General features: G+C 70.4%; 15 protein-coding genes, 1 pseudogene and 1 riboswitch. Of the genes and pseudogenes, 9 read left to right on the top strand and 7 right to left on the bottom strand.

The features are described from left to right. Positions 1-80 precede the first annotated feature (80 nt). A complete protein-coding gene (locus tag C3489_RS20845; protein ID WP_103783507.1) occupies positions 81-593 on the top strand; it encodes a carboxymuconolactone decarboxylase family protein in 513 nt (170 codons plus the stop codon). Next, complete coding sequence (locus C3489_RS20850; protein ID WP_103783508.1) at positions 590-790, top strand: hypothetical protein; 201 nt, start codon at positions 590-592, stop codon at positions 788-790. The genes C3489_RS20845 and C3489_RS20850 overlap by 4 nt, the downstream gene beginning before the upstream one ends. Positions 791-876: 86 nt before the next feature. Here the strand turns inward: C3489_RS20850 and thiC are convergent, their stop codons facing one another. Next, positions 877-2,661 carry a phosphomethylpyrimidine synthase ThiC gene (gene thiC, locus C3489_RS20855; protein WP_103783510.1) on the bottom strand — a complete coding sequence of 595 codons (1,785 nt, stop codon included), beginning with the start codon at positions 2,659-2,661 and terminating at the stop codon, positions 877-879. After that, positions 2,654-2,831: riboswitch (TPP riboswitch) on the bottom strand. (Overlaps the previous gene by 8 nt.) 71 nt (positions 2,832-2,902) lie before the next feature. Between thiC and C3489_RS20860 the strand changes: the two genes are divergently transcribed. Next, positions 2,903-4,399 carry a YibE/F family protein gene (locus C3489_RS20860; protein ID WP_103783512.1) on the top strand — a complete coding sequence of 499 codons (1,497 nt, stop codon included), beginning with the start codon at positions 2,903-2,905 and terminating at the stop codon, positions 4,397-4,399. A 96-nt stretch (positions 4,400-4,495) separates the two neighbouring features. Here C3489_RS20860 and C3489_RS20865 read toward each other — a convergent pair whose 3' ends face one another. The 4 genes from C3489_RS20865 to C3489_RS20880 form a co-directional block, all read right to left on the bottom strand. Beyond that, complete coding sequence (locus C3489_RS20865; protein ID WP_103783514.1) at positions 4,496-4,942, bottom strand: SsgA family sporulation/cell division regulator; 447 nt, start codon at positions 4,940-4,942, stop codon at positions 4,496-4,498. A gap of 100 nt (positions 4,943-5,042) precedes the next feature. Then, positions 5,043-5,780, bottom strand: a complete 738-nt coding sequence (locus C3489_RS20870) for an IclR family transcriptional regulator (protein ID WP_374936763.1) — start codon at positions 5,778-5,780, stop codon at positions 5,043-5,045. Between the two features lie 323 nt (positions 5,781-6,103). After that, positions 6,104-6,316 carry a DUF5326 family protein gene (locus C3489_RS20875; protein WP_103783516.1) on the bottom strand — a complete coding sequence of 71 codons (213 nt, stop codon included), beginning with the start codon at positions 6,314-6,316 and terminating at the stop codon, positions 6,104-6,106. A gap of 151 nt (positions 6,317-6,467) precedes the next feature. After that, positions 6,468-6,785: a cupin domain-containing protein gene (locus C3489_RS20880; RefSeq protein WP_103783518.1), complete on the bottom strand. Its 318-nt coding sequence runs from the start codon at positions 6,783-6,785 to the stop codon at positions 6,468-6,470. A 58-nt stretch (positions 6,786-6,843) separates the two neighbouring features. Between C3489_RS20880 and C3489_RS20885 the strand changes: the two genes are divergently transcribed. The 6 genes from C3489_RS20885 to C3489_RS20910 all read left to right on the top strand — a co-directional run bounded on the left by C3489_RS20885 (position 6,844) and on the right by C3489_RS20910 (position 11,578). Next, positions 6,844-7,221, top strand: a complete 378-nt coding sequence (locus tag C3489_RS20885) for a phage holin family protein (protein ID WP_103783519.1) — start codon at positions 6,844-6,846, stop codon at positions 7,219-7,221. A 7-nt stretch (positions 7,222-7,228) separates the two neighbouring features. Beyond that, entirely contained in the window at positions 7,229-7,720 is a 492-nt protein-coding gene (locus tag C3489_RS20890) for a low molecular weight protein-tyrosine-phosphatase (protein WP_103783521.1), read from the top strand. Beyond that, positions 7,717-8,856, top strand: a complete 1,140-nt coding sequence (locus C3489_RS20895) for a cystathionine gamma-lyase (RefSeq protein WP_103783523.1) — start codon at positions 7,717-7,719, stop codon at positions 8,854-8,856. The genes C3489_RS20890 and C3489_RS20895 overlap by 4 nt, the downstream gene beginning before the upstream one ends. A 229-nt stretch (positions 8,857-9,085) precedes the next feature. Next, complete coding sequence (locus tag C3489_RS20900; protein WP_103783524.1) at positions 9,086-9,991, top strand: LysR family transcriptional regulator; 906 nt, start codon at positions 9,086-9,088, stop codon at positions 9,989-9,991. A 96-nt stretch (positions 9,992-10,087) separates the two neighbouring features. Next, positions 10,088-10,570: an NUDIX domain-containing protein gene (locus tag C3489_RS20905; RefSeq protein ID WP_103783526.1), complete on the top strand. Its 483-nt coding sequence runs from the start codon at positions 10,088-10,090 to the stop codon at positions 10,568-10,570. A gap of 141 nt (positions 10,571-10,711) precedes the next feature. Next, a complete protein-coding gene (locus C3489_RS20910) occupies positions 10,712-11,578 on the top strand; it encodes a GNAT family N-acetyltransferase (RefSeq protein ID WP_103783528.1) in 867 nt (288 codons plus the stop codon). 139 nt (positions 11,579-11,717) lie between these two features. Here the strand turns inward: C3489_RS20910 and C3489_RS20915 are convergent, their stop codons facing one another. Next, the gene (locus C3489_RS20915; protein WP_103783529.1) at positions 11,718-12,143 is read right to left on the bottom strand and encodes a heme-binding protein; all 426 of its coding nucleotides are present in this window, start codon (positions 12,141-12,143) and stop codon (positions 11,718-11,720) included. A 48-nt stretch (positions 12,144-12,191) separates the two neighbouring features. Next, positions 12,192-12,612, bottom strand: a pseudogene (locus tag C3489_RS20920) (MFS transporter); the annotation flags it as partial.

The following is a 12,612-nucleotide window of genomic DNA, read 5'->3' on the forward strand; positions in this document are numbered from 1 at the left end:
GACGGATTACGGAACCGATCAGTACCGTCTCGCCCACAAGACGGAACCGATCGGTACCATCTGGAGGACTCGTGCCCCGCATGCCCCAGCTCACCGAAGACCCCACGGGCCTTCTCGACGAGACCCGCCGTCAGCTCGGCCGACTGCCCAACCTGTACGCGGCGCTCGCCAACGGCCCTGCCGCCCTGGCCGGTTACCTGGCCCTGCGCGATCACCTGGGCCGCGGTGAGCTGTCCCTCCGGGTCCGCGAACAGCTCGCGCTGCTGATCGCCCAGGAGAACCACTGCACCTACTGCGTCAGTGCCCACACCCTGCGCGGCCACAAGCTGGGCCTGACCGACCAGGAACTGGCCCGCACCCGCGAGGCCGCCGACGACACCGACCCGCACACCGACGCGGTGCTGCGCCTCGCCCGGGAGATCATGCGCACCGGCGGCCGGGTCACGGACACGGCGCTGGCCGACGCCCGCCGAGCCGGGGTGAACGACGCCGAACTGGCCGAGATCGTCGCCCACATAGCGCTGAACACGCTGTCGAACTACTTCAACCACCTCGCCCAGCCCGACCTGGACTTCCCGGAGGTGGCCGCGTGAGCCGGGAGTGGCGCACGGGCACGATCGAGCTCCTGCCCGGCTACGCCTTCGTCGACGCGGACGGCCACGCCGTGGGCCGCGCCGAGGACGTCGAGTTCACCCTGGAGGGCGGCTTCGTCAACGCCCGGCTCCCCGGGGTCCCGCACACCCAGGTGGTCTCCGCCCCGGCCCTGCGGCTGATCACCTGCACCTCCTGACGCGGCAGCGGTGCTCCGTGCGCATCCCGCACCGGAGCACCGCCCGTCCACATCAGCCGGAGACCGGCGTCAGCCCGCGACCGACGTCAGTCCGCGATCGGCAGATACACGCGGTTGCCCGCCGCCGCGAACTCCCGGGACTTCTCCGCCATGCCGGCCTCGATCTCGGCCTTGCTGCCACCGTGCTCACGGCGGATGTCCTGCGAGATCTTCATCGAGCAGAACTTGGGTCCGCACATCGAGCAGAAGTGGGCCGTCTTGGCCGGCTCCGCCGGGAGCGTCTCGTCGTGGAACTCCCGAGCCGTGTCCGGGTCCAGGGCGAGGTTGAACTGGTCCTCCCACCGGAACTCGAACCGGGCGTCGGACAGCGCGTCGTCCCACTCCTGCGCACCCGGGTGCCCCTTGGCGAGATCGGCCGCGTGGGCGGCGATCTTGTAGGTGATGACGCCGGTCTTGACGTCGTCCCGGTTGGGCAGGCCCAGGTGCTCCTTGGGCGTGACGTAGCAGAGCATGGCCGTGCCCCACCAGGCGATCATCGCGGCGCCGATGCCGGAGGTGATGTGGTCGTACGCCGGCGCGATGTCCGTGGTCAGCGGGCCGAGCGTATAGAACGGAGCTTCATCGCAGATCTCCTGCTGAAGGTCAATGTTCTCCTTGATCTTGTGCATCGGGACGTGTCCCGGGCCCTCGATCATGGTCTGTACGTTGAAACGCTTGGCGATCTGGTTGAGTTCCCCGAGCGTCCTCAACTCCGCGAACTGCGCCTCGTCGTTGGCGTCCGCGATGGAGCCGGGCCGAAGACCGTCACCGAGGGAGTACGTCACGTCGTAGGCGGCGAGGATCTCGCACAGCTCCTCGAAGTGCTCGTACAGGAACGACTCCTTGTGGTGGGCCAGGCACCACGCGGCCATGATCGAGCCACCGCGCGAGACGATGCCCGTCTTGCGGTTGGCGGTGAGCGGCACGTACGCCAGGCGCACGCCCGCGTGGACCGTCATGTAGTCCACGCCCTGCTCGGCCTGCTCGATGACCGTGTCCTTGTAGATCTCCCAGGTCAGCTCCTCGGCCTTGCCGTCGACCTTCTCCAGCGCCTGGTACAGCGGCACCGTGCCGATGGGCACCGGGGAGTTGCGCAGCACCCACTCGCGGGTGGTGTGGATGTTGCGGCCCGTCGACAGGTCCATGACCGTGTCGGCGCCCCAACGGGTCGCCCAGGTCATCTTCTCGACCTCCTCCTCGATGGAGGAGGTCACCGCGGAGTTGCCGATGTTGGCGTTGACCTTCACCAGGAACCGCTTGCCGATGATCATCGGCTCGATCTCTGGGTGGTTGACGTTGGCCGGCAGCACGGCGCGGCCCGCCGCGATCTCCTCGCGGACCACCTCGGGTGAGACGTTCTCCCGGATGGCCACGTACTCCATCTCGGGCGTGATCTCGCCCCGTCGGGCGTACGCCAGCTGCGTGACCGCCTGGCCGTCACGGCCGCGGCGCGGCTGGCGCGGCCGTCCGGGGAAGACCGCGTCGAGGTTGCGCAGCCCGCCCCGCGGCGAGGTGTGCTTGATGCCGTCGTCCTCGGGACGGACGGGACGGCCCGCGTACTCCTCGGTGTCGCCGCGGGCGATGATCCAGTTCTCCCGCAGCGGCGCCAGGCCCCGGCGGACATCGGTATCGACGAGTGGATCGGTGTACGGGCCGGACGTGTCGTACAGCGTGACCGACTTCCCGTTGGTGAGGTGCACCTGACGGACCGGCACGCGCAGGTCGGGGCGCGAACCCTCGACGTATGCCTTGTGCCAGCCGATGGACTTCCCATCCTCCTGAGCCGTCTCGCTCTGAGCGGAGGCAGGCGTGCGTACGTCCTTGTTGGTCATGAGACCTACTCCCTACGCCGGCATTACCCGGTAACAGGTTCGGCGGTCGACGCAGCGGCTTCCGTCGCCCGACGTTTCGTGTGGAACACCACGTGTTCCACGTGAAACATCGCGAAGACGGAGGTCAGCGCCCTCTCAGCCCGGTGCTCCGAGCTCCCGCGTGTGCAAAGGTGCCTCCACGCTAGCGTCAATTCGGGCGCGGTGAACAGGGGGCCCCTCCCGTTCTTGCGATGATCGGTCGGTGACCACGACACACCAGCCCCCGTTTCCGCCGTCCGAGCCCCCTCGCGGCCGGGGCGCCAGAGGCCACGCTCCCGGCGCCGAGGAGGCCCACGGGCACGGGCATGGGCACGGGTCCGGGCACGGGCAGGAAAACGGGCCCGGGCAGGGGCAGACGCACGGGCACGGACACGGCCACGGGCACTCGCACAGTCACAGCCACGGTCCGGCCGCTCCGGTCTCCCGGCATCTGCGCAAGGTCATCGCGGCGATCCTGATCCCGTTCGCCGCGGCGGTGGTCGTCGGTCTCGCCGTGCTGTGGCCCGGGGGTGCCCCGCCCCACCAGCGCACCGGTGTCGGCTTCGACCGCCAGACCCAGCAGGCCACGGTCACCCAGGTGGTCGAGGTGAGCTGCAAGTCCGTCAACGCCTCCGGTGACACCCCGACCGGCGACACGTCCACGGCGGAGGGCTCCTCCGCCCAGCAGCAGGCGACCGGCAGCTGCAAGAAGGCGACGGTCCGGGTCGACACGGGCAAGGACAAGGGCCGCACCTTCACCGAGATCGTGCAGCCGGACCAGACGCGGCAGCTGCACCAGGGCGAGAAGGTCGTGGTCGCCTACGAGCCCTCGGCGCCCAAGGACCTGCAGTACTCGGTCACCGACGTCAACCGGCGCTTCCCCACGGCCCTGCTGGCCGGCGTCTTCGCGCTCGCCGTCGTGGTCGTGGGCCGGCTGCGCGGGGTGATGGCGCTGGTCGCACTGGCCATCAGCTTCCTGGTGCTGAACCTGTTCATCCTGCCCGCGATCCTGCAGGGCTCGAACCCGCTGGTCGTGGCCGTCGTGGGCTCCAGCGCGATCATGCTCATCGCCCTGTATCTGTGCCACGGCCTGTCGGCACGGACTTCCGTGGCGGTACTCGGCACCCTGATCTCGCTTCTGCTGATCGGCGTCCTCGGTTCGCTTTTCATCGGCTGGGCCGCGCTGACCGGCAACACGGACGACAACACCGGCCTGATCCACGGCCTGTACCCGTCCATCGACATGAGCGGTCTGCTGCTCGCCGGCGTCATCATCGGGTCGCTCGGCGTGCTCGACGATGTGACAGTCACCCAGACCTCCGCCGTCTGGGAGCTGCACGAGGCCAACCCGTCGATGGGCTGGCGCGGGCTCTACCGCGCGGGCATCCGCATCGGCCGCGACCACATCGCGTCCGTCGTCAACACCCTGGTCCTGGCGTACGCCGGTGCCGCGCTGCCGCTGCTGCTGCTCTTCTCCATCGCGCAGAGCAGCGTGGGCACGGTCGCCAACAGCGAGCTGGTCGCTGAGGAGATCGTGCGCACGCTGGTGGGCTCCATCGGCCTGGTCGCCTCGGTGCCCGTCACCACGGCGCTCGCGGCCCTGGTGGTGTCCGCCGACCGCCCGGGCCGGCCGACGCCGGCCGGAGCGCGGGGCACCGACACCGGATCGATCCCGGTGCCCGCGAGCCGTGGCGGCCGGGGGCGGCGCCGCAAGCACTGAGCCGCGGGCCATCGGCTCGCCACAAGCACAGAGCTGCAGAAGCGTTCCTGCACACTCCCGCCGGATGGTGAACCGTTACGCCAACCCAGTGACCTGTCAGCCCGCGCTCTGCTCCTCGGCGAGGATGCGGTCCAGCGCCTCCTCAAGGTTGGCGTCGAAGTCCGCGAGCGAGCCCTCCTGGCCGAGCGGCACCAGCTTGTCGGTGCGGTCCAGGAACGCCACGAGCGGCGGCGCCGAGGAACGGAACAGCGCCTGGTCGCCGCCCACCTGGAGCCGGATCAGCACCTCACCCAGGGTGTCGGCTTCGACCGGCGCGATACGGACATCGCCCTCACCACACGGCCTCCCCACCCCGTCGAGCAGCAGCTCACGGCCGAACGCCCAAGTCACCGGCGCGTCCCCGGGCAGATGGAAGGTCAACCGCACGGCATAGGGATCACAGGTCTCGTAGCGCAGTTCCACCGGGATGCGGAACGAGAGCTCCTCGGAGACGAGAAAGCTCATCATGACCTCTGCCTGTACTGCCTGCACGGACTCGCGCATTCGCCTACCCCGTCACTTGCCGTCGACTGGCCGGGAATGAACCCCTTGACACTGGAGGCATCTTGCTGAACGTGCACGAGAGATCACAAGGAGTGAGTTTTCAGATACTGATAGAGAGGGCCAGCGACCCCAGCAGCCGTCCGATCTCGTCCTGGAGTCTGCGCGCGGCGGGCAGCAGCCGGTCGGCCTGGTGCGCCGGTAGCGAGATGGCCATCGTGGCGGCCGTGGTGCCCACCGTGATCGGCACCGCCGCGCACACCGTCCCCAGCGCGTACTCCTGCCGCTCGACCACCGGCTCCATCCGCCGCTGCCTCTCCAGGCGCCGCAGCAGTGTGTGGTTGTCGCCCACCGTGTAGGGGGTGATGGACTGCACGGGATAGCGCGCGAGGTGGTCGCGGCGGGCGCTCTCGTCGAGCTGGGAGAGCAGGCACTGTCCGATGGCGTGCGCGTGCCCGGTCTCACGGAAGTCGGCCCACTCCTCGACGGCCGGATTGCCGGGTGTGTCAGAGACACACATGACCTCGATCTCACCCTCGCGGTACATGGCGTAGTAGACGGGAACACCGATGGAATCGCGCCATTGCGCGAGGGTGTCCACCATCGTGCTGCGACGTTTCTGCTCCGCGCCGCTGCTGCCCAGCCGTTCGGCCGACTCACCGAGGAAGAACAGGCCCTTCTCCCGGTGGAGATAGCCCTCGTGCACCAGCGTGCGCAGCAGGTGGTAGGCGGTGGGCAGGGCGAGGCCCGTCTCGCGGGCCAGTTGCTTGGCGGGGGCGCCGTAAGGGTGTTCGGCGACTGCTTCCAGCAGGCGCATCGCCCGCTGCACCGAGCTGATCAGGGTCGTCGCGGTGTGCGGCTGCTCGGCGTCGGCCGCGGTGGCCGGTCGCTGCAGCGGGGGTGTGGTCGAGCGGGGCCGCGCGGGGGGTGCGTGCGGCTCTGCGGGTGGGCTGTCAACCGTGGCCAAGGGTCACTCCCGAAGCGCGAGGGGGAGCCCGTGCGGGGAACACGGGTGCGGGGGTGTCCGCCGTGCGCGGGGGATCGGCCCCGCGTCGGGTTCCGGACTCTAACCGTCCGCCGCCCCGGACAGAATGGCCGTCCGGAAAACTTCCCTCCCCCGAGGGAACCGCGCTGCCCCCGGCGATCACCGCTCGCCGGCGCCCGTCACCAGTCGCTGCGCGAGGACGACCCGGCCATGAACTTCCGCACGACGTAGATCAGGCCGCCGACCAGGGCAACGAAGACCAGCAGTTTGAAGAGCAGACCGATCACGAAGCCGACGACCGTGGCGATCACGCCGCCGAACACGACGAGGGCGATGACCGGCACCGCGACCCACTTCACCCACCACGGCAGTCCCGCGAAAATCTCACGCATCGCCTTCGCCCTTTCCTCTCCGGCCCGTTGACCGGTGCCGGATCCATCTGGATGACCTGCACCCGATGCTAGGGCCGCGAGGGGCGCCGACGGGGGCCTTGCACCCCTTGTCCTCCCCTGACCGATCCCCTAGGGAACCCGGAGGCCCGCCTCAGCCCTCCGGCGGGGAGAACACCACGAGAACCCGCAGGTCCTCGCTGATGTGGTGGAACTTGTGGGCGACCCCGGCGGGCACGTACACCACGCTGCCGCGGGCCACTTCCGTGGTCTCCAGACCGACGGTGAGCGAGGCACGGCCGCTGACGACGACGTACACCTCGTCCTGGTTGTGCGGCTTCTGCGGGTCGTGCTCGCCCGCGTTGAGCGCGTACAGGCCGACGGACATGTTCCGTTCGCGCAGGAACTGCAGGTAGGCGCCTTCGTTGGCGGCGCGTTCCGTCTCCAGTTCGTCCAGCCGGAATGCCTTCATCTTGCCGGTCCGCCCTCGCCTCTGCTGCTGGCCGATTTTGTCTGCCACGATCAGACACATGAAGAATTTCGTAGTCAAGACGATCGCCAACGCGGGCGCCCTGCTGGTCGCCGTGTGGCTGCTTGACAAGATCACTCTGACCGGGGCGAGCACCGGCAAGAAGGCCGGCACGCTGATCGTCGTCGCCCTGATCTTCGGCCTGGTCAACTTCCTGGTCAAGCCGGTGGTGAAGGTCCTGACCTTCCCTCTGTACATCCTCACGCTCGGACTGTTCACCCTGATCGTCAACGCGCTGATGCTGCTGCTGACCTCATGGGTGTCCGGCAAGCTCGACCTGAGCTTCCATGTCGAGGGCTTCTGGACCGCCGTCCTCGGCGGCCTGATCATCTCGATCGTCTCCTGGGCGCTGCACGTCGTCCTGCCCGACGAGGACTGAGGCGCCGATGACCTACCGCGTCTGTTTCGTCTGCACCGGAAACATCTGCCGCTCCCCGATGGCCGAGTCCGTCTTCCGCGCCCGCGTCGGGGAGGCGGGACTCGACGGCCTCGTCGAGGTCGACAGCGCCGGCACCGGCGGCTGGCACGAGGGCGACGGCGCGGACCCGCGCACCGTCTCGGTCCTGCGGGAGGCCGGTTACGGCAGCGACCACACGGCCCGGCAGTTCCAGCCGTCCTGGTTCGCCCGGCTCGACCTGGTGATCGCCCTGGACGCCGGACACCTCAAGGTGCTGCGCCGCCTGGCGCCCACCGAACAGGACGCGGCGAAGGTACGGCTGCTGCGCTCCTTCGACCCCGCCGCCGGTGACGACCTCGACGTACCGGACCCGTACTACGGGGGCATGGACGGCTTCGAGGAGTGCCTTGAGATGGTGGAGGCGGCGAGCGAGGGTCTGCTCGCCGCGGTACGCGAGCAGGTGGAAGGACAGGCGGCATGAACGACGCGGACGGGACTGCGGGCGAGGGCACGCGCGCGGTGCGGGCGGGGCTGCCCGAACCGGTCAAGCACGAACCGACCCTGCCGGGGCCGGTCTTCGCGGCCCACTTCCATCTGCCGGGCGATCCCACCGGGCCGTACACCTACGGCCGTGACGAGAACCCCACCTGGACGCTGCTGGAGCGGGCCGTCGGTGAGCTGGAGGCGCCCGGGGCGGACGGTGTGGAGGCGCTGGTGTTCGCCTCCGGGATGGCGGCGATCTCCGCGGTGCTGTTCTCCCAGCTGCGCGCCGGGGACGCGGTCGTGCTGCCCAGCGACGGCTACCAGGCGCTGCCGCTGGTCCGCGCCCAGCTGGAGGCGTTCGGCGTCGAGGTGCGCACCGCGCCGACCGGCGGCGACGCCCAGCTGGAGGTGCTAGACGGCGCCCGGCTGCTGTGGATCGAGTCGCCGTCCAACCCGGGGCTCGACGTGTGTGACATCCGGCGGCTGGTCGAGGCGGCGCACGCGCGTGGCGCCCTGGTCGCCGTCGACAACACGCTCGCCACCCCGCTCGGGCAGCGCCCGCTGGAGCTGGGTGCCGACTTCGCCGTGGCCAGCGGCACGAAGCAGCTCACCGGGCACGGCGACATCCTGCTCGGATATGTCGTCGGCCGCGCCGGTGAGCCGATGAGCGCGGTGCGGCGCTGGCGCAAGATCGTCGGGGCGATCCCCGGTCCGATGGAGGCCTGGCTCGCGCACCGGTCCCTCGCCACGCTCCAGTTGCGCGTCGAGCGGCAGAACGCCACCGCGCTGAGGGTGGCCGAGGTGCTGCGGAAGCACCCGGACGTCACCGGGCTGCGCTATCCGGGCCTGCCCGACGACCCGTCCCACAAGGTCGCCTCCCAGCAGATGCGGCGCTTCGGATGCGTGGTGTCCTTCACGCTGCCCACGCGTACGCGCGCCGACCGTTTCCTGGAGGCGCTGCGGCTGGTGGACGACGCCACGAGCTTCGGCGGGGTGCGCTCCACCGCCGAGCGGCGCGGCCGGTGGGGTGGTGACGCGGTGCCGGAGGGCTTCATCCGGCTGTCGGTCGGGGCCGAGGATCCCGAGGACCTGGTGGCCGATGTGCTGCGTGCCCTGGAGGAGTCGGCGGACTGACCGGCTCACAGACGCCCGTGCGGGGTCCGGCCACCTGCGACGGACGGTCCGAGCCTCCCCCCTCGTGGCTCGGACCGTCCGCGGTTCCACGTGCGAAGAACCGCGCGAACCAGGCTAGTTGACTGTGTGTCAGTGTCCAATCACGGTAGCGACAGAGGCCTATCGACATATTTATAGTTGGGCGCGCGGCGGGGGACACGAGACGGGCGGCGAGAGGGGAGAGCACGCCATGGATCTGGCCTTGCTGCGCACCTTCGTCACCGTGCATCGCGCCGGCTCCTTCACCCGCGCAGCCGCCCTGCTGGGCCTGTCCCAGCCGGCCGTCACCGCACAGATCCGCACCCTGGAGCGACAGCTCGGCCGCCCCCTCTTCCTGCGCCAGGCGCGTGGAGTGACCCCGACGCCCATCGGCGACGAGCTGGCGCACAAGGCCGCCCCGCACCTGGATGCCCTGGTGGAGATCGCCGAGACGGGACTGGACGACGAGTCGTCCTTACGGACGCTCCATCTCGCCGGCCCCCCGGAGTTCACCGCCGAGCGGGCCCTGCCGGCGCTGACGGAGATGACGGGCGAGGACGGACAGGGCCTCGCCCTGCGCGCGTCCTTCGGCACTGCCGAGGAGACGCTCGACGGGCTGGCGGCCGGCCACCACGACCTCGCCATCAGCACCGCCCGGCCGCGGGGCCCCCTGCTCACCGCCACCGCGCTGTGCGACGAGGAGCACATCCTGGTCGCCGCCCCGCACTGGGCCGAGCAGGCCGGCCCCGACGAGCTGCGCTGCAAGGGCGCCTCGGCCCTGGAGGGCCTGCCCGTTGTCGAGGTCCACGAGTCGCTCCCCTTCGTCTCCCGCTACTGGGCCTCCGTCTTCGACTCCCGCCCGCTGGCCTCCGGCGCGGTCATCGTCCCCGACCTGCGCGCGGTCCTCGCCTGTACGGCGGCGGGGGCGGGGCTCGCCGTCCTGCCCCGCTATCTGTGCGCGACCGCCCTGGAGCGCGGGGAGGTCATGGCGCTGCACCAGCCGCCGGTCCCTCCCCTGCGGACCTACTTCCTGGCCGTGCGCACCGGCACCCTGGCCATGCCGCACATCGCGCGCGCCCATGAGCGGCTCCAGCGAGCGGCCGCCGACTGGAACTGACCTGACGGAGCGGGGTCGGTTGGTGACCTTTCGCGATGTTTCACGTGAAACCAGCGGGGATGTTTCATGCGGAACGAGCCGGGCCACATTTCTCCCATGACCGTCCGACCCGTGGTCAAGCGCACCGCCCGCGCCGTCCTGCTGGACGGAGACGACCTCGTCCTGATCAAGCGCACCAAGCCCGGCGTGGATCCCTACTGGGTGACACCCGGCGGCGGGGTGGAGCCGGAGGACCCGACCGTCGTCCATGCCCTGCACCGCGAGGTGTACGAGGAGCTCGGCGCCAAGATCACCGATGTGGTGCCCTGCTTCGTGGACACGGTGGAGCACATCGGCGACGACGGCGGCGCGACCGGCGTGAAGGTGCAGCACTTCTTCGTCTGCCGCCTGGAGTCCATGGACCCCTCGCTGCGGCACGGCCCCGAGGTGGACGCACCGGCCGGCGAGTACGAGATCGTCCGTGTGCCGTTCACCCGCGTCGGCATCGCCTCCGTGCATCTCGTCCCACTGTCGCTGCGGCACTACCTGGACGGAAACATCGAGGGCGTCCGCGCGATGCACGCCCCCGACCTGGGGTGACGGCCCCCTCTCGGCAGTTTCACGTGAAACGTCGTCCGGCTGGACGGGAGCTGTCCGCGGGACCACGACATGGCCAAAAGCACGTACGTCTGCCGTGAAACAGGTGGACGACACGGCCCGCTGTCGGACAGCCTGACCTGCGTGCCGACTGTTTCCCTCACCTCCGCGCCCATCCGCCGTCTGACGCTTCGCGATCTCACCGCCTGCGCGGACCTGTCCGAGAACCGCGGCTGGCCGCGGGAGGAACACAAGTGGGGTTTCCTCCTCACCGCGGGAAGGGGCTACGGCATCGACGACCCCGAAGGCGGGCTCGTCGGCGCCTGCGTCGTCACCGATTACGGGCCGCGTGAACGCCCCGCTCTGGGTGCCATCGGCATGGTGCTGGTCGCCGAGCGCCATGCCCGCCAGGGCATCGGTCGCCGGATGATGCGGCATGTCATCGAGGAGATGGGCACCACCCCGCTCACTTTGCACGCCACGCCGAACGGCCGGCCGCTCTACGAGGAGCTGGGCTTCAAGGTCACCGGCCGAGCGGAGATGCTGCGCGGACACTTCGTCCCGGACGCCACGGAGACCTTCATGGCCACACGGGCGGCGACGGCCGAGGACCTGCCGGCCATCCTCCGCCTGGACGAGGAGGTGTTCGGCACCGATCGCACCCACATCGTCACCAGGCTGCCCGCCTTCGCCGACCAGTTGCGCGTCGCCGAGAAGGGGGGCCGGATCACCGGCTACGCCGCCGCCTGGCCGAACATGGACACCCATGTGGTCGGCCCGCTGATCGCTCAGGACACCCGGACGGCCGAGGCGCTGATCGCCTCCCTCGCCGCGCACACCGACCGGCCATTGCGCACCGACATCGACGTACGGCACGAGGAGTTGCTGGTCTGGGCGAAGGACCATGGGCTGGCGTCCGTCGCGTTCAACGCCGTCATGACCCATGGGATCACCGAGCTGCCCGGCGACTGGCGCAGGCGGTTCGCCCCGGTGACGGTCGCGGCGGGCTGATCACACACGCGCACCGGCTGCGGGCTGATCGCGCACACAGGCTGCGGGCTGATCGCGCACGCACACAGGCTGTTCGCGCACCGCACGCACACGACGAGGCCGGTCCCCGACGGGGACCGGCCTCGTGCTGTGGGCAGCGTCAGGCAAGCGCCGCGACGGCCGCGGTGGCGAACGCGTGGTCCTGCTCCGGGGCGCCGCCGCCGACACCGATCGCACCGATCAGACGGCCGTCGCGGTGGACGGGCACGCCGCCCGCGATGAACAGCAGCGGCCGGTCGAGCGCGGTGGGCAGGGTGTGGAAGAGCCCGCCGGGCTGCACGGCGTCGACCAGATCCGCGGTCGGGGCGTCGAGCTGGAGGGCCGTGTAGGCCTTGCGGGTGCTGGTCTCCCCGGAGATCAGCACCGCCCGGTCGTCCCGTCGGAAGGCGAGCAGGTGTCCTCCGGCGTCCAGCACGGTGATGCTCACCGTGACTCCGGCGGCCTCGGCGGCCCGGCGGGCGGCGGCGACGAGGATCTCGGCGTCCTGGGTGGTCAGGGGGGCCACGGCGGTGGCGGTGGTGCTCACGGGGGTTCTCCTTGCTGGGGGTTTTTTGGGGGGTGTCGCGTGAAGGGGTCAGTGGTGGACGGGGGCGCGCTGCTCGACGGGCACCGAGCCGGCGACCACGGCGCTGGGGGCGCCGGCGCGGCGCTCCAGAGCGGCCGAGAGCACGGCGAGGAACAGGGCCGCCGCGGCGAGGGCGGCGCCGACCCAGTTGGGGGCGGTGTAACCGAACCCGGCCGAGATCACGATCCCGCCGAGCCAGGCGGACAGGGCGTTGCCCAGGTTGAAGGCGCCGATGTTCACGGCGGAGGCCAGCGTGGGGGCCCCGTGCGCCTGGTCGAGCACGCGCTTCTGCAGCGGGGGGACGGTGGCGAAGCCCAGCGCGCCGATCAGGGCGATCGTGACGGCCGCGAGGATCTTGTTGTGCGCGGTGAGCGTGAAGAGGGCCAGGACGACGGCGAGGGCGCCGAGCGAGATGTACAGCATCGGCATC

This window comes from Streptomyces sp. Ru71 (assembly GCF_002920535.1).
Classification (GTDB): domain Bacteria; phylum Actinomycetota; class Actinomycetes; order Streptomycetales; family Streptomycetaceae; genus Streptomyces.